The 24,575-nt window shown below is 37.1% G+C and carries 24 protein-coding genes; 1 reads left to right on the forward strand and 23 read right to left on the reverse strand.

Annotated elements, in window-relative coordinates:
* Positions 1 to 94: 94 nt before the first annotated feature.
* Both rpoZ and gmk read right to left on the reverse strand, forming a co-directional pair.
* Positions 95 to 304 (reverse strand): DNA-directed RNA polymerase subunit omega, encoded by a 210-nt coding sequence (gene rpoZ / locus SHYC_RS08150; protein ID WP_039646140.1) that lies wholly within the window; start codon positions 302 to 304, stop codon positions 95 to 97.
* Positions 304 to 927: a guanylate kinase gene (gene gmk, locus SHYC_RS08155; protein ID WP_039646141.1), complete on the reverse strand. Its 624-nt coding sequence runs from the start codon at positions 925 to 927 to the stop codon at positions 304 to 306. Before gmk ends, rpoZ begins: the two co-directional genes overlap by 1 nt.
* Positions 928 to 1,087: 160 nt before the next feature.
* Between gmk and SHYC_RS08160 the strand changes: the two genes are divergently transcribed.
* Positions 1,088 to 2,794 carry an Rqc2 family fibronectin-binding protein gene (locus tag SHYC_RS08160; RefSeq protein WP_039646143.1) on the forward strand — a complete coding sequence of 569 codons (1,707 nt, stop codon included), beginning with the start codon at positions 1,088 to 1,090 and terminating at the stop codon, positions 2,792 to 2,794.
* Positions 2,795 to 2,926: 132 nt separating this feature from the next.
* Here the strand turns inward: SHYC_RS08160 and SHYC_RS08165 are convergent, their stop codons facing one another.
* From SHYC_RS08165 to pgeF, 21 genes are all read right to left on the reverse strand, one after another.
* On the reverse strand, positions 2,927 to 3,340 hold the full coding sequence (locus SHYC_RS08165; protein WP_039646145.1) for a VOC family protein: 414 nt from the start codon (positions 3,338 to 3,340) through the stop codon (positions 2,927 to 2,929).
* A gap of 463 nt (positions 3,341 to 3,803) precedes the next feature.
* On the reverse strand, positions 3,804 to 4,412 hold the full coding sequence (pyrE, locus tag SHYC_RS08170) for an orotate phosphoribosyltransferase (RefSeq protein WP_039646147.1): 609 nt from the start codon (positions 4,410 to 4,412) through the stop codon (positions 3,804 to 3,806).
* Positions 4,412 to 5,104 (reverse strand): orotidine-5'-phosphate decarboxylase, encoded by a 693-nt coding sequence (gene pyrF / locus SHYC_RS08175; RefSeq protein ID WP_039646149.1) that lies wholly within the window; start codon positions 5,102 to 5,104, stop codon positions 4,412 to 4,414. The genes pyrE and pyrF overlap by 1 nt, the downstream gene beginning before the upstream one ends.
* A gap of 3 nt (positions 5,105 to 5,107) precedes the next feature.
* Positions 5,108 to 6,025 carry a dihydroorotate dehydrogenase gene (locus SHYC_RS08180; RefSeq protein ID WP_039646152.1) on the reverse strand — a complete coding sequence of 306 codons (918 nt, stop codon included), beginning with the start codon at positions 6,023 to 6,025 and terminating at the stop codon, positions 5,108 to 5,110.
* Complete coding sequence (locus SHYC_RS08185; protein WP_039646154.1) at positions 6,022 to 6,786, reverse strand: dihydroorotate dehydrogenase electron transfer subunit; 765 nt, start codon at positions 6,784 to 6,786, stop codon at positions 6,022 to 6,024. Before SHYC_RS08185 ends, SHYC_RS08180 begins: the two co-directional genes overlap by 4 nt.
* Before the next feature lie 12 nt (positions 6,787 to 6,798).
* The gene (carB, locus tag SHYC_RS08190; RefSeq protein ID WP_039646156.1) at positions 6,799 to 9,972 is read right to left on the reverse strand and encodes a carbamoyl-phosphate synthase large subunit; all 3,174 of its coding nucleotides are present in this window, start codon (positions 9,970 to 9,972) and stop codon (positions 6,799 to 6,801) included.
* A complete protein-coding gene (locus SHYC_RS08195) occupies positions 9,972 to 11,066 on the reverse strand; it encodes a carbamoyl phosphate synthase small subunit (RefSeq protein WP_039646160.1) in 1,095 nt (364 codons plus the stop codon). Before SHYC_RS08195 ends, carB begins: the two co-directional genes overlap by 1 nt.
* Complete coding sequence (locus SHYC_RS08200) at positions 11,066 to 12,340, reverse strand: dihydroorotase (RefSeq protein ID WP_039646162.1); 1,275 nt, start codon at positions 12,338 to 12,340, stop codon at positions 11,066 to 11,068. The genes SHYC_RS08195 and SHYC_RS08200 overlap by 1 nt, the downstream gene beginning before the upstream one ends.
* A gap of 13 nt (positions 12,341 to 12,353) precedes the next feature.
* Positions 12,354 to 13,229 carry an aspartate carbamoyltransferase catalytic subunit gene (locus SHYC_RS08205; protein ID WP_039646164.1) on the reverse strand — a complete coding sequence of 292 codons (876 nt, stop codon included), beginning with the start codon at positions 13,227 to 13,229 and terminating at the stop codon, positions 12,354 to 12,356.
* A 23-nt stretch (positions 13,230 to 13,252) separates the two neighbouring features.
* Positions 13,253 to 14,545, reverse strand: a complete 1,293-nt coding sequence (locus SHYC_RS08210; RefSeq protein ID WP_039646166.1) for a uracil-xanthine permease family protein — start codon at positions 14,543 to 14,545, stop codon at positions 13,253 to 13,255.
* A 165-nt stretch (positions 14,546 to 14,710) separates the two neighbouring features.
* Positions 14,711 to 15,235, reverse strand: coding sequence for a bifunctional pyr operon transcriptional regulator/uracil phosphoribosyltransferase PyrR (pyrR, locus tag SHYC_RS08215; protein ID WP_039646168.1), 525 nt, complete (start codon positions 15,233 to 15,235; stop codon positions 14,711 to 14,713).
* Positions 15,236 to 15,530: 295 nt separating this feature from the next.
* The gene (locus SHYC_RS08220) at positions 15,531 to 16,451 is read right to left on the reverse strand and encodes an RluA family pseudouridine synthase (protein ID WP_039646170.1); all 921 of its coding nucleotides are present in this window, start codon (positions 16,449 to 16,451) and stop codon (positions 15,531 to 15,533) included.
* Positions 16,452 to 16,460: 9 nt separating this feature from the next.
* A complete protein-coding gene (gene lspA, locus SHYC_RS08225) occupies positions 16,461 to 16,940 on the reverse strand; it encodes a signal peptidase II (RefSeq protein WP_039646173.1) in 480 nt (159 codons plus the stop codon).
* Positions 16,941 to 17,062: 122 nt separating this feature from the next.
* A complete protein-coding gene (locus SHYC_RS08230) occupies positions 17,063 to 17,269 on the reverse strand; it encodes a hypothetical protein (protein WP_039646176.1) in 207 nt (68 codons plus the stop codon).
* Between the two features lie 359 nt (positions 17,270 to 17,628).
* Positions 17,629 to 20,376 carry an isoleucine--tRNA ligase gene (gene ileS, locus SHYC_RS08235; protein ID WP_039647666.1) on the reverse strand — a complete coding sequence of 916 codons (2,748 nt, stop codon included), beginning with the start codon at positions 20,374 to 20,376 and terminating at the stop codon, positions 17,629 to 17,631.
* Between the two features lie 190 nt (positions 20,377 to 20,566).
* Positions 20,567 to 21,181: a DivIVA domain-containing protein gene (locus SHYC_RS08240; protein ID WP_039646177.1), complete on the reverse strand. Its 615-nt coding sequence runs from the start codon at positions 21,179 to 21,181 to the stop codon at positions 20,567 to 20,569.
* A gap of 23 nt (positions 21,182 to 21,204) precedes the next feature.
* Positions 21,205 to 21,975, reverse strand: coding sequence for a YlmH family RNA-binding protein (locus tag SHYC_RS08245; protein ID WP_039646179.1), 771 nt, complete (start codon positions 21,973 to 21,975; stop codon positions 21,205 to 21,207).
* 141 nt (positions 21,976 to 22,116) lie between these two features.
* Entirely contained in the window at positions 22,117 to 22,407 is a 291-nt protein-coding gene (locus SHYC_RS08250; protein ID WP_039646181.1) for a YggT family protein, read from the reverse strand.
* 11 nt (positions 22,408 to 22,418) lie between these two features.
* Complete coding sequence (locus tag SHYC_RS08255) at positions 22,419 to 23,030, reverse strand: cell division protein SepF (RefSeq protein ID WP_039646182.1); 612 nt, start codon at positions 23,028 to 23,030, stop codon at positions 22,419 to 22,421.
* 5 nt (positions 23,031 to 23,035) lie between these two features.
* Positions 23,036 to 23,710, reverse strand: a complete 675-nt coding sequence (locus SHYC_RS08260; RefSeq protein WP_039646184.1) for a YggS family pyridoxal phosphate-dependent enzyme — start codon at positions 23,708 to 23,710, stop codon at positions 23,036 to 23,038.
* A gap of 25 nt (positions 23,711 to 23,735) precedes the next feature.
* The gene (gene pgeF, locus SHYC_RS08265; protein ID WP_039646186.1) at positions 23,736 to 24,530 is read right to left on the reverse strand and encodes a peptidoglycan editing factor PgeF; all 795 of its coding nucleotides are present in this window, start codon (positions 24,528 to 24,530) and stop codon (positions 23,736 to 23,738) included.
* Between the last annotated feature and the right edge of the window lie 45 nt (positions 24,531 to 24,575).

Below are 24,575 nucleotides of genomic sequence, written 5' to 3' on the forward strand. Positions count from 1 at the left end.
TTAAACCACAACAGGTGATACATACTAAAAGGCTAAAACAACTCTGGATTAAGTTGTTTTAGCCTTTTATAACATGCATCGTTAAAAATAAGAATTAGAAATTTTTAGGGTCTACGTATGGGTGTACTTTATTAGCAGCAATTTCTTCTAAAGCACGTCCCACTGTTTTTTTGCTCGAATAATCATTTAATAATAAATGTTCTGGATCAGCTTGGATTTCACGCGCACGCTTCGCTGCAGTCGTCGCAATTAAATATTTAGAACTAATTTTATCTTGTAATTGATGAATAGGTGGATATAACATTATTTTTTGGCCTCCAATAACATTTTTCGGTATTTTGCTTCGATACGTTCCCGTTTTAAGTGTTCTGCTTCTACAATAGCTTGGATTCGGTCTTTCGCAAGGTCAACCTCATCATTCACTACGACATAATCATATAAGTTCATCATTTCGACTTCTTTACGTGCTTCATTTACACGACTTTGTATTTTTTCTTCAGACTCTGTTCCACGTCCAATTAAGCGTTCTCTTAAATGGTCAAGACTCGGTGGCGCTAAAAAAATAAACAAAGCATCTGGAAACTTTTTGCGAACTTGTTTTGCCCCTTCAACTTCAATTTCTAAAAAGACATCATGACCCGCATTCATTGTATCTTTTACATATTGAACAGGTGTGCCATAGTAATTGCCAACATATTCAGCGTATTCAATAAATGCATCGTCTTCGATAAGTTTTTCAAATTCATCCCTTGTTTTGAAAAAATAGTCCACGCCATCTACTTCACCGACACGCATCTCACGTGTTGTCATTGAAATTGAATATTTATAAGATGTCGTTGGATCATCAAAAATCCGCTTTCGAACTGTGCCCTTTCCTACACCAGAAGGGCCTGAGAGTACTATAAGTAAGCCTTTTTCAGTATCCATTCCTTACGACCTTTCCTTCGCTATTCTATAGTTATTAACATATCTTACCATAATTTTAATTCTATTGTATAGAGCTTACCTACAGAAATGTTTAATCTGCATAACGGTCATGTGCATGTTATAATAAACCAATGAATTTTAGTAAAGGTGGCACTTAAATATGGCTTTTGATGGACTTTTTACACGAAAAATGGTTGACTCACTACAATTTTTAGTCTCTGGACGCATCCATAAAATAAACCAACCGGAAAATGACACGATTATCTTGGTCGTACGACAGCATCGTCAAAACCATCAATTGTTGTTATCCATTCATCCAAATTTCGCACGCATTCATTTAACTGAGAAAAAATATAACAATCCTTTTGAACCCCCTATGTTTGCACGTGTGTTCCGCAAACATTTAGAAGGTGGTATTATCCAATCGATACGTCAAATTGGAAATGATAGACGCATTGAAATTGACGTAATGAGTAAAGATGAAATTGGAGACACCATTTATCGAACGGTAATTTTAGAAATTATGGGGAAACATAGTAATCTTATCCTTGTGAATGAACAGCGTAAAATTATAGAAGGCTTCAAACATTTAACGCCGAATACCAATCTTTATCGCACTGTAATGCCTGGATTTTCATATGAGGCACCACCTTCTCAAAATAAGCGTAATCCTTTTGAATGTAACGGTGCAGAAGTGCTGCGATATATTGATTTTAATGCTGGCAAAATTGATCGCCAACTTTTACAAACGTTCGAAGGTTTCTCACCTTTAATCACTAAAGAAATTACTAGCCGTAGACCATTTATGACGACGCAAACATTACCAGAAGCTTATGATGAAGTACTTCATGATATAGACCAAGCACCTACACCCGTATTTCATAAAAATCACGAAACAGGCAAAGAAGATTTTTACTTTATGATGTTATCACAATTTTATGATGATCAAGTGACTTTCGACTCATTACATCATTTGTTAGATCGTTTTTATGACGCTCGCGGTGAACGAGAACGTGTGAAACAACGGGCGAACGATTTAGTGAAATTAGTGCATCAATTGTTGCAAAAAAACGCAAATAAACTAAGTAAGTTGGTAGATGAATTAGACGGAACTCTAAACAAAGAGACGCAACGCCTTTATGGTGAATTGATTACTGCGAATATCTATCAATTGAATACAGGCGATACGCAGTTAATCACAATCAATTATTATACAAACGAAGAAGTTACAATACCTCTCAATCCGATGAAAACACCGGCTGATAACGCCCAATTTTACTATAAGCAATATAATAGACTCAAAACACGCGAACGCGAATTGAAACATCAAATTGAACTAACAAAAGCCAATATTGCTTACTTTGAAAACATCGAACAACAACTCACACATATTACTGTTGACGAAATCGATGATATTCGTGAAGAATTAGCCGAACAAGGGTTTATTAAACAACGTAAACATAAGAAATCCAAAAAAAATCAACGTATCACATTACAAACATATATTTCTACAGATGGCGATACCATTCACGTTGGAAAAAATAATAAGCAAAATGACTATTTAACTAACAAACTTGCGAAAAAGTCACAATTATGGTTTCATACAAAAGATATACCAGGCAGTCATGTTGTAATCATGTCGGATGCGCCTACGCAACGTACAATAGAAGAAGCGGCGATGATTGCGGCATATTTCTCCAAAGCAGGACAATCTGGACAAATTCCAGTAGACTATACCGAAATTCGTCATGTGCATAAACCGAGTGGAGCAAAACCAGGGTTTGTAACATATGATAATCAAAGAACACTTTACGCAACGCCAGACCTTGATAAGATTATGTCATTAAAAAAAGCGTCTCATATGTAAATGCTCACATTAAAGAAGCCTTCAACACACGTTTCATGCGTTTTGAAGGCTTCTTTATGCAGTATTGGAATGACGATATCTCGATCCTATAAAATTTGTCTTCATGTATGATCATACTTTATTATGAAACGCTTACTTTTGCGATTCAGGGAGTGCGAGTTGAAAGTTCACCCCAAATTTATCTTGAACCCATGCAAATTCACGATACTGAGGTTGCATTTCTGTTTTTGGCATTAAAATTGCTCCACCATCTTTTAAACCATTATAAAGTACATCCATTTGGTATTGGTCTTTAACCGTTACGAACAATGACATCGCTGGATTCATCTCAATTTCTGTGCCATTCATATTGTCAATGGCCATAAAGACTTGTCCGTTTAGTTTAAAAATAGTATGTTGGACTTTTCCAGCTTGTTCTGGTGTTGACTCATCATATTTTACCATTGTAATAATTTCACTATCATCAAATAAAGACGTATACAGATGCACCGCTTCTTCAGCATCTCCATTAAACATTAAAAACGTAGTAATTTTTGGTATTTTCATTCCGTATGTCCTCCTTGATGTGGTTGAGACATTATTGTCATGTGCCACAAAATTATGATGTGGCAGCACTTAAATGTCATAGGACTAATTTGTACTCCCACTCACTGATTCTTTTAAACTTTCACTTATGTATATAACCCGTTACAATGGAATTAAATCATGAATGGAGGAATTTTCGAGATGATAAGTATAAATTTGGTTATCCCAATTCTTATCCTTTTAGTCATTATGCTTATTGGCTATGCGTTTGCACGTTGGTTTTTAAGATAAAACATTTAAAAGTGACGATAGCATCCTGTACACCTCATAGAATGCGTGTTTAAATCACATCGTACCAATAACATAAAATTACCTTCAACAGTCCCCTAGTATGGCTGCTGAAGGTTTTTGCTTTAGCCGTCATGTCACCTATTGTCTATTCGTTATGTTTAGCGTGTGAACATGGCGTCAAAATGACTCATGTTTACAACGTATTGCGCCATTGAATCAAACCATCAATATCTTGTTTGGAAATCTCTCCTCTTTCAACAGCCACCTCAACCAATTCATCGAAATGGCTAAGTGTGTAGAAAGGAATACCGGTTTCCTTAAATCGTTCGTCTGCTTTTTGTAATCCATAAGTAAAAATCGCAACAACACCTAAAACGTCTGCTCCAGCATCTCGTAACGCTTCTACAGCAGTAATAGAAGAACCCCCAGTTGATATTAAATCTTCAATAACAACCACTTTTTTACCTTTACTAGAAGCACCTTCAATTTGGTTTTGTTTTCCATGACTTTTACTTTTCGAACGTACATAACTCATCGGTAACGTCATTTTATCCGAAATGTAAGCTGCATGAGGAATTCCTGCTGTCGCAGTGCCAGAAATAATCTCAACATCCCTAAAATGTTCTTCTATCAACTGTATGAGACCATAACGTACTGCTTCACGGACTTTTGGATAACCTAACGTGACACGATTATCACAATAAATCGGTGACTTAATACCAGAACTCCATGTAAACATGTCATTTGGTGATAAGGATACTGCCTCTATATCAAGTAATGCTTGTGCAATGTGTTTCGCCATTAGTTTAACCAACTTTCTTTAATTTGATGATATGCCTGTACTGGATCTTGACTTTGTGTAATAGGGCGTCCGACCACAATATGCGTCGCACCAAGTTGTCTCGCCTCTTGTGGTGTTGTAACACGTTTTTGATCATTAACATCACTGTGCGCAGGGCGAATACCCGGAGTCACTTTTATGAACGATTTACCACAATGTTCTTCAATTAATGTTGTTTCAAGCGGTGAGCAAACAACACCATCCAAACCAGCATGTTGCGCCAATTTTGCATAATGGAGAACGGCTTCTTCCATTGTACATTTGATATTTTGTTCTTCATGCAACATTTTTTCTGTAGTTGAAGTCAATTGCGTCACTGCAATAATTTTGATATCAGGATTCACTTTTTTCAGACCTTCTACCGCACGTTCCATCATTTCCGTGCCCCCTGCCGCATGTACATTAACAAGATCAACGTCTAATGTCGCAAGCCCTTCCATCGCTTTTTTTACCGTGTTAGGAATATCATGAAGCTTTAAATCCAGGAAAATTGTATGTCCTAGTGATTTTATATCTTCAATTAAGGATGGTCCTGTTTGATAAAACAATTCCATTCCAACTTTTACAAATAAGGGCTCATTAAACTGGTTCAAAAATTGAATCACTTCTGACTGCGAAGCAAAATCAAGTGCGATAATGGGAGTATTTTTCATTCTTTACAGTCCTTTCTGCGTGCGCCCTTTTAACTCGAGAATATGGTTCACACCTAAGTCGTTTAATAACGTAGGCAACGTTTCTATAATCTCTTTACATACGCGCGGATTTTGAAAATTTGCTGTACCTACTGCTACGGCATCCGCTCCGACTGAAATATAATCAATGACATCTTGCGCATTTTGGATACCACCCATCGCGATGATTGGAATGTCCGGCAATGCATTGCGCACTTCGTAGACCATGCGCAGCGCAACAGGCTTTATCGCTGGACCGCTAAGGCCACCAATAATATTACTAATAATCGGGCGCCCCGTTTTAGAATCAATACGTAATCCTACAAGTGTATTAATCATCGTTAATCCATCTGCATATTGCGCAATTGCCCGAGCCATTTCAACAATATTTGTTACATTCGGTGATAATTTCACATACACTGGCACGTCTGAAACAGCTTTTACTTTTTGCGTTAAAGTTGCAGCAACAGAGGGGTCCACACCAAACTGCATACCACCTTCTTTAACATTTGGGCATGAAATATTGAGTTCTATCGCATGAACATTCGGTGCTTTTGAAATATGTTTTGCGACGTATACATAATCTTCTTCTGTAGACCCTGCAACATTCGCGATGATCGGTACATCATAGGCTTCTAACACTTTTAATTCTTGTTCTAAAATATGATGAACACCTGGATTTTGAAGTCCTATTGCATTAATCATGCCACTATCGGTTTCAGCAACACGCGGTGTCTCATTCCCATAACGTGCTTCTTTCGTAGCTGCTTTAATCATGATCGCCCCAAGATCTGAAAGATTATAAAACTGACTATATTCAGCGCCAAAAGCAAAACAACCACTTGCTGGCATGACTGGATTTTTTAAATTCAACCCTGGTAACGTAACGGATAATTGACTCATAAAACCACTGCTCCTTTTTCAAAAACAGGCCCATCTGTACAAACTTTCACATAATCTGTGTCACTATGAGGGACGTGGCACACACAAGCGAAGCATGCACCAACACCACAGCCCATGCGCTCCTCTAAAGAAATGTAACCGGGCACATCTTTTAATGTATACAGTTCTGTTAATGCTTTTAACATTGGTTTAGGACCACACGTGTAGTAAATATCATAATCTACCGGCAACGCATCAATGACATGGGTTACAAAACCTTGTTTCCCTAAACTACCATCTTCTGTCACAATGTGCGTTTCGCCGAGTGCTTCAAATTGCGATTGATAAAACACATCTTTCTTCGAGCGAAAACCTAATACATGAACTGTTTCAATGCCCTTCGCATTGAGTTGTTTAGAAAGTTCATATAAAGGTGGAACCCCAATCCCCCCACCAACTAATAAAGCTTTCTTTTTTGCTTTATCAACTGGAAAACCATTTCCTAAAGGTGCAATGATATCAATATCATCACCCTTTTTTAATGCAGCTATTTTTCGTGTTCCTTCGCCTTCAGCTCGAAATAACATAGTAAACGTGTTGTTTGAGCCATCAATTTCACAAATAGATATAGGACGTCTCAACATGTGTAATGAGCCTTCTCCTGCTTTAATATGCACAAATTGACCGGGTTGTTTTAATTTCGATACACTTGGCCCACTAACTTTCAATTCATAAATATGATCTGCGATTGACGCATTAGAAAGTACCGTTAACTTATCCACTACAACGCCTCCCTACATGTTTCGCATTGAAAATGTCATACTTTCAATAACGTTTGTTAATGCATTTGCTGTGTCTAAAGATGTTAAACATGGCACACCATTTTCAACGGATGTACGTCTAATTTGAAAGCCATCACGTTCAATCGTTTTACCTTTAGTCATTGTGTTAATTACAATTTGCACATCTCCATCTTGAATTTTATGAAGTAAATCATCTTGACCTCCAATTTTACCGACTGTTTCTACACGAATACCGTGTTCAGCCAATGTATCGGCAGTCCCTTTCGTTGCAATAATTTTATACCCGACTTCATTTAAACGTCTTGCAATTTTAACGATTTCTTGTTTGTCTTTGTCACTTACTGTAATTAATACTGTGCCATAATCTTTAACTTCCATTCCTGCAGCAGTTAGTCCTTTGTATAGCGCCTTTTCTAAAGTAAGGTCTCGTCCCATCACTTCTCCTGTAGATTTCATTTCAGGTCCTAATGTGATGTCTACGTTTTTTAATTTATTGAAACTAAAGACTGGTGCCTTCACAAATACGCCTTCTTGATAAGGTTGTATACCCTGTTGAAACCCCATATCTCGTAATTTTTCTCCCATAATTGCTCGCATTGCGAGTTGTGCCATTGGTATTTCAGTAATTTTACTTAAAAATGGTACTGTACGACTCGAACGCGGATTAACTTCTAACACATACACCCCATCATGAGCCAACACAAATTGAATGTTTATCAATCCGATGACATTTAAGCCTTTCGCAAGCTTAACCGTATACACTTCTAAAGTGTCGATGTCTTGTTGGCTTAATGTTTGCGGAGGATATACAGCAATGGAGTCACCTGAATGCACACCTGCTCGTTCAATATGTTCCATAATTCCCGGAATAATTACAGTTTCACCATCACAAATTGCATCAACTTCGATTTCTTTACCTGTTAAATAGCGATCGACTAAAACCGGATGTTCTGGGCTAGCCTTAACCGCTTCATTCATATAGTTTTCAAGTTCAGCGTCATTATGCACGATTTCCATCGCGCGTCCCCCTAAAACGTATGAAGGGCGTACAACAACAGGGTATCCGATATCTCGTGCATTCTCTAGCGCTTCTTTAGCTGATGTTGCCGTCTTCCCTTTAGGTTGCGGAACATTGATTTGATTTAATAATGCTTCAAATTCTTTACGGTTTTCAGCACGATTTAAATCTTCTAATGTCGTACCTAAAATTTTAACACCGTGTTTTGCAAGTTTATCGGCAAGGTTAATCGCTGTTTGACCACCAAATTGAACAACGACCCCTTTTGGTTGTTCAAGATTTATGATATTCATAACATCTTCTTCTGTTAACGGCTCAAAGTACAATTTATCTGAAATCGAGAAATCTGTAGAGACCGTTTCAGGATTATTGTTAACAATTATGGCTTCGTAACCTGCTTTTTGAATTGCCCATACGGCATGAACCGTCGCATAATCAAACTCGACACCTTGACCAATGCGAATAGGTCCTGACCCTAAAACGATAATTTTTTCTTTTTTACTAACAATAGACTCATTTTCTTCTTCGTATGTCCCGTAAAAATAAGGTGTCGCAGATTCAAATTCAGCTGCACATGTATCCACCATTTTGTATACTGGGAAAATATTGTGTTGTTGTCGCAATCGATAGACGTTCTCTTCAGTCGTTTCAAAACGGTGCGCGATAACGCGGTCACTAAATCCGAAACGTTTCGCAAATTTAAGGTAGTCAATATCGCCTTTATTTGCTTTGAGGGCATGTTCCATTTCAATAATATTTTTAAATTTATTTAAGAAGAAAAAGTCGATTTTTGTCATATCATGAATCTCTTCTAAAGATGTACCTCGTCGGATTGCTTCGCCGATGAAGAATAAACGCTCATCATCTTGCGCTTTAATACGTTCTTTAATGTAATCTAAACTATAGGATTCTCCATTAGGAAGGCCTAAATGATGCACCCCATACTCCAATGACCGGATTGCTTTAAGTAATGATTCTTCATACGTGCGACCAATAGACATGACTTCTCCAGTCGCTTTCATTTGTGTGCCTAATTCACGTTCACCTTTCTCAAATTTATCAAATGGGAAACGCGGGATTTTAGAAACAACATAATCTAGAGCTGGTTCAAATGCGGCATATGATGTACCTGTAACTGGATTTTTCATTTCATCAAGTGTTAAACCAATTGCAATTTTTGCTGCCAATTTGGCGATGGGGTAGCCCGTTGCTTTTGAAGCCAATGCAGATGACCGAGACACACGTGGGTTTACCTCGATGATGTAATATTTCATTGAGTGTGGATCAAGCGCAAGTTGTACATTACATCCGCCTTCGATACCTAAAGCACGAATGACTTTTAACGATACATCTCGTAACATTTGATATTCTACATCTGATAGCGTTTGACTAGGTGCTACAACAACTGAGTCTCCCGTGTGTATACCAACAGGGTCAATATTTTCCATATTACAAACGACAATGGCATTGTCATTTTTGTCGCGCATCACTTCATATTCGATTTCTTTATATCCCGCTATTGATTTTTCAATTAAACACTGCGTTGCTGGACTGTATTTTAAACCGTTTGAAACGACCTCTTTCAGTTCTTCATCGTTGTGACAGATGCCGCCACCTGTTCCCCCCATCGTAAATGCAGGGCGAACAATTAACGGATATCCTACTTGTTCTTTAAAGTGAAATGCTTGTTCTAAGGTATTTACGATATCACTTTCAGGTACAGGAACATCCAGTTCGTTCATTAAAGTACGAAAACGTTCACGGTCTTCAGCACGTTCTATCGAATCTAATTCTGTGCCAAGCAACTTGACGTTATTAGACGCAAGTACACCACTATTATGAAGTTCTATCGCCATATTTAGTCCTGTTTGACCACCTAGCGTTGGCAATAATGCATCTGGTTGTTCTTTACGGATAATGCGTGCAATAAAGTCATGTGTCAGCGGTTCAATGTATACTTTATCTGCAATTTCTTTATCTGTCATAATCGTCGCTGGATTAGAGTTGACTAAAATTACGCGATAACCTTCTTCTTTAAGGGCCAAACACGCCTGTGTTCCAGCATAATCAAATTCGGCAGCTTGGCCGATAATAATCGGCCCCGAACCAATAACTAGAATGGATTGAATGTCATTTCTTTTTGGCATTATGAACGCACTCCTTCTTTATGATGATCTAACATTAACAAAATAAATTGATCGAATAGATAATTTGAATCTGTTGGACCAGGGCACGCTTCTGGATGATATTGTACTGAAAATGCAGGTGCCGTTTTGTGACGTAAACCTTCAATGGTACCGTCATTAAGCGCAATATGTGTTACTTCTAAATCTGTGCCTTTAATGGATTCGGCATCGATTGCATAACCGTGGTTTTGACTTGTTAACGCAATTTTTCCTGTTTGTAAATCTTTTACAGGATGGTTGGCCCCTCGGTGTCCAAATTTCATTTTAAATGCGTGCGCACCTTGAGAAAGGGCAAATAGTTGATGACCGAGACAAATTCCAAAAAATGGAATTTTCCCAAGAATGCCTTGAATCATTTCAACCGCAACATGAACATCTTTCGGATCTCCAGGTCCGTTTGATAACATGACGCCATCTGGAGACATTTTTAAAATATCTTCGGCACTTGTATCATATGGGACGACAGTAACTTCACACCCGCGTGCATTCAATTCACGAACAATATTTTGTTTTTTACCGAAGTCGACAAGCACAACATGTAAATTGAACCCTGTAGAAACATAAGGTGTTTTCGTTGAAACGGTTGGCACTTCAGTACGTGGAAATTCAATCGTTTTTAATGTGTGTATTGTTGCGTCAATAGTATTTTCATCGTCAACGAAAGCTGCTTTAAGCACACCATGTTGACGGATTTTTTTCGTAATACTGCGCGTGTCCACACCGCTTATACCCGGAATATTAAATATTTTTAGTACATCATCTAAAGATTTTTGAGAACGAAAATTACTCGGTGTTGTGCATGCTTCTTTGACTACGATACCATTGAGTGTAGGAACTAGCGATTCAAAATCTTCACGATTAATGCCATAATTTCCTATTAATGGATAGGTAAAAGTAATAATTTGACCTGTATATGATGGATCAGAAATCGTTTCTTGATACCCAGTCATTGCCGTATTAAACACAATTTCTCCTTTTGTTAATTCATTTGATCCCAATTTGAACCCAGTATAAATCGTCCCATCTTCAAGTACTAGATAACGTTTCTCAAACATTATTTATCCTCCTTATAACGAATCTCTCCATCAACCATCGTGAATAATGTTTTACCATACACACGTTCTCCTAAAAATGGTGTATTTGTAGATTTAGACAAAAAGTCCTCGGCTTTTATTTCATATGCTTCATCTAAATCAATCAACGTTAAATCTGCATGCGCGCCTTCCTCCAGTTTGCCATACGGTAAGTTAAAGACCTGCGCGGGTTTAGTTGTGATATAATCAACCAATTGTTGTAACGTCCATTTACCTGTTTTAACAAAGTGCGTATATAACAGTGGGAACGCGGTTTCACTCCCCACAATTCCAAATGGCGCACGCGTCATAGGTTGCTTCTTTTCATCAGTTGCATGAGGTGCATGATCTGTCGCAATGATATCAATTGTTCCATCCTGTAATCCTTCAATTAGTGCTTGACGGTCTTCTGTACTTCTTAAAGGTGGATTCATTTTATAAATTGCATTATCCCCAGGTACGTCTTCTTCGGACAATAATAAGTGGTGTGGCGTGACTTCAGCTGTTACGGGTATGCCTGCTCTTTTAGCATCACGAATGACACGGACACTTTCTTTTGTGGACACATGACAGACATGATAATGGCAACCTGTAGCTTCGCTTAAAAGAACGTCTCTCGCAATTTGTACTGCTTCACAAATACTAGGGATTCCAGGTATACCTAATGCTTCACTTCGTTTCCCTTCATGCATGGCACCGCCATAAATCAAACTATTGTCTTCACAATGCGCGACAATTGCTTTATTCACAACTTTCGCTTGTTGCATCGCTTCGTACATTTTAGCGGCTTCTTGTACACCAACACCATCATCTGTAAATGCAAATGTACCTTCATCAGCTAATGCTTTAAAATCAACGTGCGTTTTACCTGCTTGACGCTCTGTAATGGCTGCATAAGGTAATACACGTACGTATGCGTGGTTATCAATCAAGCGGTGTAAATTGTGCATATGTTCAACGGAATCCGGAACTGGCTTCGTATTCGGCATTGGACAAATTGTTGTAAATCCACCGCGCGCTGCTGCACGTGTCCCTGTTTCAATCGTTTCCTTATGCTCGCCACCTGGCTCTCTTAAATGCACGTGCACATCGATAAATCCAGCTGACAAAAAATGGCCATTCGCATTTATCACGTGCATATCAACTGTCGGTTCAATTTCATTGGCAATAGATTTTATTTTACCTTCATCAACTAAAACATCCACCTGTTTTAACGTCCCTGCTTCTAACATCTTTGCATTTTGAATTAAGATCATTGTAACCTCTCCCTTACTGAATCGTTTCTGTTAATACCGCCATTCTTAAATACACACCATTTTGCATTTGTTTGAATATTCGCGATTTAGGTGCTTCTACTAATGCATCAGCGATTTCAACATTGCGGTTCACTGGTGCTGGATGCATAATAATTGCATCATCTTTTAACTTTGCATAACGCGTTTCATTTAATCCGTACTGCTCATGATACATTTCAGCATCAAATGCCGTTGTCCCTTGACCATGACGTTCATGCTGTACACGCAATAACATAACGATATCGACTTTATCAATGACATCATCTAAATCGACGTAAGTTCCTCCCATCGTCTCATCTTGCCAAATATCAGGACTTGAAAATACGACATTTGCACCAAGTGCTGTTAAACTTTGATAATTACTACGCGCAACACGTGAGTTTTTAATATCTCCACATATGACGACATTCAAATTTTCAAAACGTCCAAATGCTTCATAAATGGTCATTAAGTCTAATAAACTTTGTGTAGGATGTTGGCCACTGCCATCTCCTGCATTTATGATAGGAATACCCATGTCTAATAATGCGTCGTAATAGTTATTTTCATAGTGACGGATAACGAGCGCATCACATCCAATACTTTGTAACGTTCGACATGTGTCATACAAAGATTCCCCTTTTTGAACGGAGGAAGTGGCAATTTCAAAGTTGATTTGTTTCATTTCTAAATGGTGCTCTGCCATTTCAAAACTACATTTCGTACGTGTCGAATTCTCGAAAAACAAATTTGCAATATATTTTCCTTTTAAACTCGGTCGAACCTCTCCGTGTTTATATTGAGACGCCACTTCTATTAGGTGTTTAATGTCTTCAGTAGATAACTTTTCCATTGATACTAAATGTTGCATCACAAGTCCTCCTTTGAATATACTTAACGTTTTGGTAGTAAGAGATTTAAAATAATGCCTGCTGTCGCAGATAATGCCATTCCTTCGATTGTTAATTTCACACCTAAATCTGATAAATTCAGCATCATATTACCAATGCCAATTACGAGAATGACAGAGGCAATCACTAAATTTCTGTTTTGTGCAAAATCAACATGACTTTCAACAATCATGCGCAACCCGCTTGCAGCGATAGTTCCAAAGAGTAAAATGGAAACACCACCCATCACAGGTGTAGGTATAGATGAAATTAATGCTGTGAATTTCCCAACAAAGCCAAGCATAATCGCGATAACTGCAGCACCTGCGATGACATAAATACTATAGATTTTTGTTATCGCAAGTACCCCAATGTTTTCACCATATGTTGTACTAGGCGGACCACCAATAATACTAGAAAACATTGTAGACACACCATCGCCAATAATAGAGCGATGTAACCCAGGATCTTCAAAGAAATTTCTACCTACAATTTTGTTTATCACCATTTGATGACCAATATGTTCACTCACTGTTACAAATACAATGGGTAACATCACTGCGATTAAACCTAGATGAATTGAAGGATGATAATCCGCAAATGGTATGTAAATGTCTGGAAATTGTAACCATGATGCATCTTGAACCTTAGTGAAATCAACAATGCCAAATGATATTGCTGCAATATATCCTACGATTATCCCGATTAAAACTGGAATTAATGAGAAAAAACCTTTGGCGAATCCTTGAACAATTAAAGTGACAAATAATGTGATGGCTGCAACTGCGACATAAGTCAAGTTGTATCCTTTCATTTCCCCAGCATTTTCAAACATCGCCATATTTACAGCTGTAGGCGCTAGACTTAAGCCAATGACCATAATGACAGGTCCAACTACCACTGGTGGCAAAATGTGCATTAACCAATTCGTCCCACTGATTTTAATAGCAATACCGATAAGAACATACATCACACCACTCATAAATAGCGCAACTAACATATCACCTAAGCTGTTCGTACTGAGTCCTGTAATTATTGGCGTGATAAAGGCAAAACTTGATCCTAAATACGCTGGTATTTTTCCTTTTGTAATTAGAATATATAAGAGTGTCCCTACTCCTGATGCCAGTAAAGCTGAGGACACAGGCAATCCTGTTAAGAATGGTACGAGTACAGTCGCACCGAACATTGCAAATAAATGTTGTATGCTTAAAAAAGCCCATTGTGCTGGTTTTGGTTTTTCATGAACATCTAAAACGGGTTGTACCGTGCGTTTAAACATCTCTTCATTTTGCATTTTGATATCTCCTTTTATAAAAAAAATCTCTTAACTTCATTCAGTTAAGAGACATTGGTTACCAAAATGATACAGTCATGCAAATAAAACCTGCTTGATTTTACGCATACTGTTTATCATTTTGATGATACCTTTGTCAGTCTCTCGTACTGAATTAAAAGGTGTTTATTGAATTATAACGGCATTTCGATCGTCTACTTCAGTTAGGAAAACTTCCACCGATTCTTCATGAGAAGTTGGAATATTTTTTCCTACAAAATCTGCGCGGATAGGTAATTCTCGATGACCGCGATCTACTAATGTAGCAAGACCAATTTTTTTTGGACGTCGATGCAATAAAATTGCATCTAATGATGCCCGCACTGTACGTCCAGTGTATAAAACATCATCCACAATAATGACGATGCGATTATTTAAATCAATATCAATGTCGAAAGACTGCGCTAACGCGACATCACGCATTTCAACATCGTCTCGAAATTGTGTAATATCAATCGTTCCAGTAGGAACAGATACGTTTTCAATCTCTTGGATTTTTTGCTGAATCCGCTTTGCGAGATACTCTCCGCGGGTTTTAATTCCTAACAAAGCTAAATTTTCAGAACCCTTGTTATATTCCAGAATTTCATGTGCAATTCGTGTTAACGTACGGTTGATTGCGGATTCATCTAAAATAATGCGTTCACCCATATGAAACATTCCTTTCACAAGTTATTAAATATTTTATTGCTATATCCAACAGAGCAGTTACTGAGACACAAAAAAACTCACGTCTTCATAAGACATGAGTAGATATGTTAAAGTAACGACTAACTTTGTTTGCTTCACAGAACAACCTCAACGTTAGACGAACATTAATGTATACGTGTCATGTCTTTTAAGCCTCACAGGACTCACATTTAAAGACTTTATTTCTTTATTTACTGTTACTTATCATAACGTTTTTAATTCAAATTGTCAAAGTAAGATTCGTAACATTTTACGCTTACGTCATATCTTCTTTACGAATTTCTTCAATAAGCGTTTCAAACGCGTTTGGAAGAGGCGCACTGCGTTCAATATATTCACCCGTACGCGGATGGGTAAATCCAATTATACCGGCGTGTAAAGCTTGTCCGCCAATATCACGCGTTTTTTTCGGTCCATATTTAGGATCACCCACAAGTGGATAACCAATATACTTCATATGTACACGAATTTGGTGTGTACGCCCTGTCTCAAGCTGACATTCGACCAGCGTATAATTTTTAAAGTTTTCGATGACATTAAAATGTGTAATTGCTTCTTTACCATTATCAACCACTGCCATAGATTGACGGTCATTTTGATTACGACCAATAGGCGCTTCAATCGTCCCAAATTCATGAGGAATATGTCCATGAACAAGTGCAGTATATTTACGCGTTACTGTTTTGGCCATCAATTGATCGACAAGGTGACGATGCGCAACATCATTTTTGGCAACCATCAATAAACCAGATGTATCTTTGTCAATACGATGCACAATACCTGGGCGAATTTCACCATTAATACCAGACAAGTCTTTAATTTGGTACATTAACCCGTTAACTAAAGTGCCTGAATAATGACCTGCAGATGGGTGTACGACCATGCCTTTAGGCTTGTACACTATCGCAACATCTTCATCTTCATAATATATATCTAATTCTAAATTTTCTGGTTTAATATCAGCCTCAATTAATTCCGCTTCTGTCACTACAATGTTATCATTTAATTTGACTTTGTAATTTGATTTTACCACTTTATTATTTACTTTAACTTGACCTTCTTTAATCCAATCTTGGATTTGACTACGTGACCAATCACTGTTGAACTGCGGTAATACTTTATCAATACGTTGCAATTCTAAAGTTGCATCATCAATTTTGAACTCATGTTTTTGCATGGTACCCACCTATCCTTTTTCACGTTGTGTTGAAAATACCAACACAATAATTAATAAAATAACGCCGATTGTTAAACTTGAATCTGCAATATTAAAAATTGGAAAATCATATCCAAATATCTTCGTATCAATAAAATCTACAACTTCACCTTTCAATACACGATCTATAAAGTTTCCTAAAGCCCCTGCAATTAATAAACTGATTGAAAATTGCATGAGTAAGTGCTCTTGTGCTTCTTTAATGTAAAAATAAACGAGTGCGATTAATATCACCACTGTAATAATATAGAAAAATGGCAAATGACCACTTAGAATTCCCCAAGCAGCACCATTATTACGATGTGATGTAATCGCTAATGCATTTGGTATAACAGTAAAAGATTCACCAACTGTCATTTGAGCTACAATCAGCCATTTCGTCAACTGGTCAGCAATTAAAACAACGATTACTGTGAAGATGGATAAACCTAAAAAGTATTTTTTCCTCATCTTTTAAAATCCTTTCTATTTACATTCCACCATTATACCATGAAAATGTTGTTGCAATTCATACAGTTTTAAAGACTTCGCTTAATTATTAAGAAGAAGCACATGTTCAATCACTTAAAATCTTATTTTCTCAATTTGTTAATGTTTAAAAGTATCGCCATTAGTACCCCAAATGCATAACCCAAAACAGTTGTAACTAGAACATCTAGAAAATTTGAAAATCCTAACATATTGCCATAATAAATCTGGTTAAACGTTAAATGTTTTACAGTTTCTGCAAAAAATACTACTACTGCAAATATAAGTCCGCAAATAAAATATTTCCCCATTGTGTCACTCCTTTTTATAAAACCCTAATACAAAGTTTTTGATAGTTGACGATGATTAACGATAAAAGCGTAACACAAATAGGCACAGAAAATACTAAATAATATATTATATTACATTAATTTTACCTTAAATATTATGCAGACATTATGCGAAAGTGCATTTGAGTTTCTTTTTACAAAAAACGGCGATTTATCACCGTGTGTTTCTGGTCAAACTAAAATGTTGATACTTATCACTTTTCAATAAATTTTTGCTTCATTTGCCAATCATCTATTAGCCCAACATCGTAAAATAAATTAAGCCTTCAACATTCATGAATCCATGAACATTGAAGGCTTTTTAAGCATCAACCAATTTATTAATTTAACGTTTTAACAACCTGTTGACAACGTGGACACAATGCAGTCATTTCCCCCACTGCACCTAAATCATTAGAATAATTCCAACAACGTGCACATTGTTCACCTTCAGCATGTTCAATCGATACATTCGCAAATTGATAATCTTGACCATTTGGTGTTTCAACTACTTCAACTTGAGACACTATAAAGAGTTGATGTAAATCTTCAAATTGTTTTAAGAAAGAAACGGTATCAAAAGATGCGCTGTTTCCAATCTTAACTTTTGCTTGTAGAGATTTGCCAATTGTTTTTTCATTACGCGCATGTTCTAATGCTCGGTTAACATCATCACGTAAACTCATAAATGTCGTCCATTTTTGGATTAATTCGCGATCTACATCCTGACGCTCAGGTAGTGTTGATAAATGTACACTCTCTTCTGGTTGATATTCAATGTATGACCATACTTCATCAGCAGTATGTGGAATGATTGGCGCTAATAATTTCGTTAAATCAATTAAGATTTCATAAAGTACGGTTTGCATACTTCGACGTTTGTGCGCATCTTTCGCTTCGATGTATAAAATATCTTTACCGTAATCTAAATAGAAATTACTTAATTCAACATTAATGAAGTTTTGAACTTCTTGATAAATATCAAGATAATCAAATTGATCAAAGTGATCTAGCGTACTATTTTTAAACTCTCTAAAACGATTTAAAACGTAACGATCTACTTCTAATAAATTATCTTCTGAAATTTTATCTGTATCAGGGTTATAATCACTCACATTACCGAGTAGGAAACGTAAAGTATTGCGGATTTTACGATAAACATCAGCGACTTGTTTTAAAATTTCTTCAGAAATACGTACGTCTGCTAAGTAATCCACTGAACATACCCATAATCGGGCAATGTCAGCACCTTTTTGTTTAACAATTGTATCTGGAACGATGACATTTCCTAATGATTTACTCATTTTTTTACCTTCACCGTCCATAACGAAACCATGAGATAACAGCATTTTGTATGGTGAGATGCCTCGTGTTGCTACGGATGTTGTAATTGAAGAGTTAAACCATCCACGATATTGGTCACTACCTTCTAAATACATGTCTGCTGGGTAACTTAACTCTTGACGACCTTCTAACACACCACGATGTGATGATCCAGAGTCAAACCAAACATCCATAATATCTTCTTCTTTAGTGAACACACCATTAGGGCTACCTTCATGCATAAATCCTTCTGGTAATAAGTCTTTGGCATCACGCTCAAACCAAATATTTGAACCATGCTTTTCGAATAAATCTGCAACATGATTCACAGTTTCTTTTGTCATTATCGTGTCACCATTTTCTGCATAAAATACAGGAAGCGGTACACCCCATACACGTTGACGTGAAATGACCCATTCACCGCGATCACGAATCATATTGTAAATACGTGTTTTACCCCAATCAACTTTAAACATCGTCTCATTGATGGCATCTAAAATATCTTCTCGTACTTTAGAGATAGATGCAAACCATTGTGGCGTAGCACGGAAAATAACTGGTTTTTTTGTACGCCAATCGTGTGGATAACTATGTGTAATAAAGTTTAACTTTAATAACGCACCTTTTTCAGTTAATAACGTTGTAATTTCTTTATTAGCTTTATCATAAAACATGCCAGCAAACTGACCAGCTTCTTCCGTAAATACACCTTTATCATCCACTGGACTAATAACTTCTAAACCATACTTTTGACCTACGATATAGTCATCTTCCCCGTGACCAGGTGCCGTATGCACACAACCAGTACCTGCATCCGTTGTTACATGTGTGCCATTAATAACAAGTGATACACGGTCAATAAACGGATGTGCTGTTTCGACATACTCTAATTCTGAGCCTTTAAACGCTTTTTCACGAACAACCGTCTCTTTATTCCATTCTAATGCATCTGCAACACTGTCGACTAAAGCTTCGGCGATTACGTATTTTTGACCCTCAACGCTCATTTGGACATACGTTAATTCTGGATGAACTGTAATAGCAACGTTTGCAGGTAACGTCCATGGTGTCGTCGTCCAAATAATGAATTTGGCGTCGTCATCAACAGTTCCTTTCGCATCTTTAACGTCAAAGGCAACATAAATGGATGCTGAGCGCTTGTCATGATATTCAATTTCTGCTTCAGCAAGTGATGATTCACTTGACGGTGACCAGTATACAGGTTTTTTACCTTTATAAATTAAACCTCTATCCGCCATTTCACCAAACAAGCGAATTTGAGCTGCTTCATATTCAGGCTTTAACGTAATATATGGATTGTTAAAATCTCCATTCACACCTAGACGTTTGAAATCCTTTTTTTGTAATTCAATTTGTTCTAGTGCAAATGCTTCACATTTTTTTCGGAATTCTGCAGTAGACATTTCTTTACGTTTAACGCCTTTTTTTGTTAAAGCTTGCTCAATAGGAAGCCCGTGCGTGTCCCATCCTGGAACAAAAGGTGTATAAAACCCTTGCATCGTTTTGTAGCGCACAATAAAATCTTTGAGGATTTTATTCAACGCATGTCCCATATGTAAATTACCGTTTGCATATGGAGGTCCGTCATGCAAAATGAACGGCGTATTCCCTTCATTTTTCTTTAACATTTTTTCATATAATTGCTTTTCTTCCCATTCGGCTTGAATTTGAGGTTCTTTGTTTGGTAATCCTCCACGCATAGGGAATTTCGTTTTAGGCATTAACAACGTCTCTTTATAATCCATCATTCATACACTCCTTTAAATATAAAAAGAACTCTAAGCTCAATTAAAAGGGACGACAAATGCCGCGGTACCACCCTGATTAACTCAGCTTAGAGTTCTCTCATAAAATATATTTTTAATAATAATGCGAGTGATACAAGAAAAACATCTACGTTAGGCTCTCACCATTCCTAACTCGCTGTGGCAGATTTTACTTTTCTTGCTTGTCTCCATCATTTTGATTTTTAACTTCTGTTGATTGTGCTTCTTTTGCTTGCTGTTGGGCTTGGTGCTCTTGCGCAGTAATATCTTGTTGATGTAAGTGCTGGAAGTTTTCTTCAGTTACTTGTTGAGCATCAAGATCATAATTCAATAAGTATTCCCAGTCATCACTCTTAAGCAAATCGAGTTGCGCTTCAACAAGCATTCTGAAACGTGAACGAAAAATTTTCGATTGACGTTTCATATCTTCCGTTTGGAACGATAAGCGACGCGCTTTTTCAATACCGTCATTAACAATACGATTCGCTTCAGCATGCGCTTTTTGAATAATCGCATCATGTTCTTTTTGCGCTGCCGCTTTTGTTTCATCAGCCGCGCGTTGCGCACTCACAATCGCCTCTCCTACTGACTTTTCTACATCTTTAAAAGATTGGATATGCGCATCTCTTTCTTCTAAAACTTTTTCAAGTTGTTTTTTATCTTCTTTTAAGCGCTCAATTTCCGTGCTTAACTGTTCTAAATATTGTTCAACCTCTGTAGGTTCAAAACCGTTTTTAATACGCGTAAAAGATTTATTTTTAATTTCACTTGGGGTAAAAGCCATGTCGTTTCCTCCTTTATCATACACTATTTAAATAACGTTTGATAGGTTAATCTTATTTTATCTTTTTTCGTGCGTTCACCAATTTGTACCACTCTCGCTCTACCATAGCCTTGAATTGATAGTAAATCGCCTTCATCTAATTGAAAATCTACCGACTCAATAAGTGTATGATTGACTTTGACACGTTTACGTTGAATGAGTGCTTGTGAAATCGTCCGTGATTTACGTATCATCTCTTTCATGACTACATCTAAACGCATCCCACTTACAGTCGTTTGGTGTGTTTGCCATTGCTCTTTAGATTTTATCATATTTTCAATTGATACGGCATTAAGTTTAACTGCCGCACCTTTTATATGCGTTAATTCCATCATAATATAAGATTTAATTTGATTTGTCAAAACGAACTGTATACGTTCCCCGACAATTATATCCCCAATTTGATCACGTTCTATGCCTAATGACATGAGCGTACCTAATACATGTTGATGTTGTATTGTTACAAATTTTTCTGGATAGTCAATGTCAATTAAACTTATCTCAAAATCATCAAGTTCGGGTTCAAAGTAATCGGGTGCGATGATGGCGCGTTGACGTTCACTCTTCCCACCTCCAAAAAAATGACAGCTCAAGGAAGGAAAGCTCCCAATGATGACCTTTAATATATATTGATCACGTGGATCTAAAAAAGCAGTTAAAATAGGACTATACTGTGTATCTGCTTGTCTTGCTTTATCGGTCAACATATCTATCATTTGACGCTCTTCCGCTCTGAAATGTTGATAAAGCTCCATTTCATCGACGCTCCTTTATATACGCTTAAAATCGTTAAAAAAGGGGTGGGACGTCTTTTGGTCCTAACCCCTCTAGTATTCTGATATGTGTTTTTGAATAACATTTGTATAGGAACCATGAAAGGTCATTTATTGCGCCGTTTATAAAAGATATATTACAATCAATCGATAAATCTCAATAAGTCCTCTTTGGAACAAGTTAAGCACGATAAACGCGACGATTGGTGATAAATCGATCATACCTAGCGGCGGAATGATACGTCTAAACGGTTCTAAATATGGCTCATATATTTTTGCCATGAATTGGCCGACAGCACTTTCTCGTGCACCAGGTAACCAACTCATGAAAATATAAACAATCATACCATAAGAATAGATTTTAACTACAAATAATAAAAATTGGAATATGGTTTCTAATGTTTGCATTGTCATGGATGTCTCCCTTATTCATATTGATTTTCCATGGCATCAATGTGCTCAGAGATACTACCAGCCACTTCCACATTGTCTGGTGTACAAAGGAAAATATCAGCGCCAACACGTTGAATATCGCCACCTATCGCATAAACCGTTCCACTTAAGAAATCGATAATACGTTTAGCTGACACAGCATCGATTTGCTGTAAATTCACTAACGTTGCGCGACGATTTTTCAATTCATCTGCAATATCTTGTGTATCTGAAAACACGCGCGGCTCAAATAAGCACATTTTAGAGCTGCCATTTGAAAATGCGTCTTGCGTTTGAGTCATACTTACCACGTTCCCTTGTTGCGTTGCAGGATCCTTCGCAATTTGATATTTACGTTCATTGTGCATTGATTTAATTCTAGATGACTGTTTTTTAGGTACGGATTGTAATGCTCTTGGTCGTTCATTTGCATGCGTCGAGGATGTGTATCGTTGATTCGAAGTTGTTCCTTGATTCGTATCAACTTCTCTTTGTTTTTCTATTTCTCGTTCACGTGCACGTTCACGGCGTTCTTCTTCTTCGATAAAATCATCGTCTTCTTCCTCAATCGTGAAAAAGCCATTGAATAAATCTTTAATAGCCAATCCTCTCACTCCTCTTTTCCTACTAAGCTTGATCCGATTCGCACATATGTTGCACCTGCTTCGGTTGCAATAGCGTAATCGTTACTCATCCCCATTGATAATTCAGTACATGGAGCGTAATGTAAATTTAAAGCTTGAATATCATCGCGTTTTGATTTTAATTGTGTAAATATATCTTTCAATTGGCTCTCATCATCAGTATAAGGTGCCATTGTCATTAATCCAACAACTTCAATATGACTATAATTTGAAAGATTTTCAATGAAAGGCACAACTTCATCCAATGATAGCCCGTGTTTTGAAGCTTCACCTGCTACATTGACTTGAACGAAACATTTAATCGTATGTGTTGCACGTTTGCTAATTTCTTTAGCTAAGCTATCACGATCTAATGCATGTAAGTAATCAATATCATCAATAACATCTTTAACTTTTCGTGATTGAAGTGAACCTATAAAATGCATCGTGACATCATTTGGCAATGCTGCTTTCTTTTCTAAAAAGCCTTCAATTCTATTCTCACCAAAATCACGAATGCCAGCATCATAGGCCTCTTTAGCTCGCTCTATTGTAACATATTTTGTAACTGCAATCACGCGAGGCATCGACTTCAATCCAACTTTAGTAAGATGATTATTAATAACTGATTGAATATGATTATAATTTTCTATAACTGACATCGTTTTCGCCCTCTCCTAAATAGAGTTAATGTTGACCTATAAAAGCTAACATTCTGCCAGTATTGCCTTTCTCAACTCTATATGAGAAAAACAACTCTAAATTTTCAGATGTTGCATGGGTTGTTCGATAAATATTGTTCCTCGGCACCCCACGTTGTTCACATAATAATTGATTGGCCATTTTTAAGTCAATACCATATCTTCCTGTATCTCGCTGTTCAATATAGTATGATGCGTCAATAGGTAACGTTTTAAATTGACTTAAAATTTCATCATTAATTTCATAACTGTTAGAAGTTGAAGGTCCTATCACGATATATAAATCTTCATAAGCATAGGGAAATGCATCTAACAAATTATGCACAATACGTGACACTGTTCCACGCCAACCTGCATGCGCAAGTCCAATAAATTGGTGCTTGGGACTGTAAAAATAAATGGGCACACAATCAGCATAGCACATTGTTAGAAGTACATCTTTGTCATAAGTATATAAACCGTCCACACCGAACAAGCTATTTTCAGTAAGCTCGGAGATATTTGTTCCTCGATCTTTGCCTGTTACTTCAACGACTTTCGCTTCATGAGTTTGAATAGGAAATACCCATTGGGATGTCGGAAAGCCAATTTCTTTTGCAAGGATACGTTGGTGTTCCGTAATATGTTTTGGGTCATCATTGATATATCTAGCCATATTAAAAGCTTGCTTTGGAAATGGACTCAATCCACCTTGTCGTGTAGACATACCAATTAAAACACCGTGGTTTTGACTGGGTGTATAATTCAAATAATGCCCTGCAGCAATAAATGCTTTCAACATTTACGCCCCCTTTTTCTCACAAAATACAAAAAGCTAGGACAATGA

Origin of the sequence: Staphylococcus hyicus (genome assembly GCF_000816085.1) — a bacterium.
GTDB classification, from domain to species: domain Bacteria; phylum Bacillota; class Bacilli; order Staphylococcales; family Staphylococcaceae; genus Staphylococcus; species Staphylococcus hyicus.

Excerpts from the sequence above, each read along its gene's own strand:
- SHYC_RS08205 (WP_039646164.1), bottom strand. The coding sequence starts at position 13,229 with ATGCAACATTTAGTATCAATGGAAAAGTTATCTACTGAAGACATTAAA.
- SHYC_RS08160 (WP_039646143.1), top strand. The coding sequence starts at position 1,088 with ATGGCTTTTGATGGACTTTTTACACGAAAAATGGTTGACTCACTACAA.
- pgeF (WP_039646186.1), bottom strand. The coding sequence starts at position 24,530 with ATGTTGAAAGCATTTATTGCTGCAGGGCATTATTTGAATTATACACCC.
- pyrF (WP_039646149.1), bottom strand. The coding sequence starts at position 5,104 with ATGAAAAATACTCCCATTATCGCACTTGATTTTGCTTCGCAGTCAGAA.
- SHYC_RS08200 (WP_039646162.1), bottom strand. The coding sequence starts at position 12,340 with ATGATCTTAATTCAAAATGCAAAGATGTTAGAAGCAGGGACGTTAAAA.
- ileS (WP_039647666.1), bottom strand. The coding sequence starts at position 20,376 with ATGGATTATAAAGAGACGTTGTTAATGCCTAAAACGAAATTCCCTATG.
- rpoZ (WP_039646140.1), bottom strand. The coding sequence starts at position 304 with ATGTTATATCCACCTATTCATCAATTACAAGATAAAATTAGTTCTAAA.
- gmk (WP_039646141.1), bottom strand. The coding sequence starts at position 927 with ATGGATACTGAAAAAGGCTTACTTATAGTACTCTCAGGCCCTTCTGGT.
- SHYC_RS08210 (WP_039646166.1), bottom strand. The coding sequence starts at position 14,545 with ATGCAAAATGAAGAGATGTTTAAACGCACGGTACAACCCGTTTTAGAT.
- SHYC_RS08250 (WP_039646181.1), bottom strand. The coding sequence starts at position 22,407 with ATGACAATGCAAACATTAGAAACCATATTCCAATTTTTATTATTTGTA.
- lspA (WP_039646173.1), bottom strand. The coding sequence starts at position 16,940 with ATGAGGAAAAAATACTTTTTAGGTTTATCCATCTTCACAGTAATCGTT.
- pyrE (WP_039646147.1), bottom strand. The coding sequence starts at position 4,412 with ATGGCGAAACACATTGCACAAGCATTACTTGATATAGAGGCAGTATCC.
- SHYC_RS08180 (WP_039646152.1), bottom strand. The coding sequence starts at position 6,025 with ATGAGTCAATTATCCGTTACGTTACCAGGGTTGAATTTAAAAAATCCA.
- pyrR (WP_039646168.1), bottom strand. The coding sequence starts at position 15,235 with ATGGGTGAACGCATTATTTTAGATGAATCCGCAATCAACCGTACGTTA.
- SHYC_RS08220 (WP_039646170.1), bottom strand. The coding sequence starts at position 16,451 with ATGCAAAAACATGAGTTCAAAATTGATGATGCAACTTTAGAATTGCAA.
- SHYC_RS08165 (WP_039646145.1), bottom strand. The coding sequence starts at position 3,340 with ATGAAAATACCAAAAATTACTACGTTTTTAATGTTTAATGGAGATGCT.
- SHYC_RS08260 (WP_039646184.1), bottom strand. The coding sequence starts at position 23,710 with ATGTCAGTTATAGAAAATTATAATCATATTCAATCAGTTATTAATAAT.
- SHYC_RS08240 (WP_039646177.1), bottom strand. The coding sequence starts at position 21,181 with ATGGCTTTTACCCCAAGTGAAATTAAAAATAAATCTTTTACGCGTATT.
- SHYC_RS08195 (WP_039646160.1), bottom strand. The coding sequence starts at position 11,066 with ATGTTTGAGAAACGTTATCTAGTACTTGAAGATGGGACGATTTATACT.
- carB (WP_039646156.1), bottom strand. The coding sequence starts at position 9,972 with ATGCCAAAAAGAAATGACATTCAATCCATTCTAGTTATTGGTTCGGGG.
- SHYC_RS08245 (WP_039646179.1), bottom strand. The coding sequence starts at position 21,975 with ATGGAGCTTTATCAACATTTCAGAGCGGAAGAGCGTCAAATGATAGAT.
- SHYC_RS08230 (WP_039646176.1), bottom strand. The coding sequence starts at position 17,269 with ATGGGGAAATATTTTATTTGCGGACTTATATTTGCAGTAGTAGTATTT.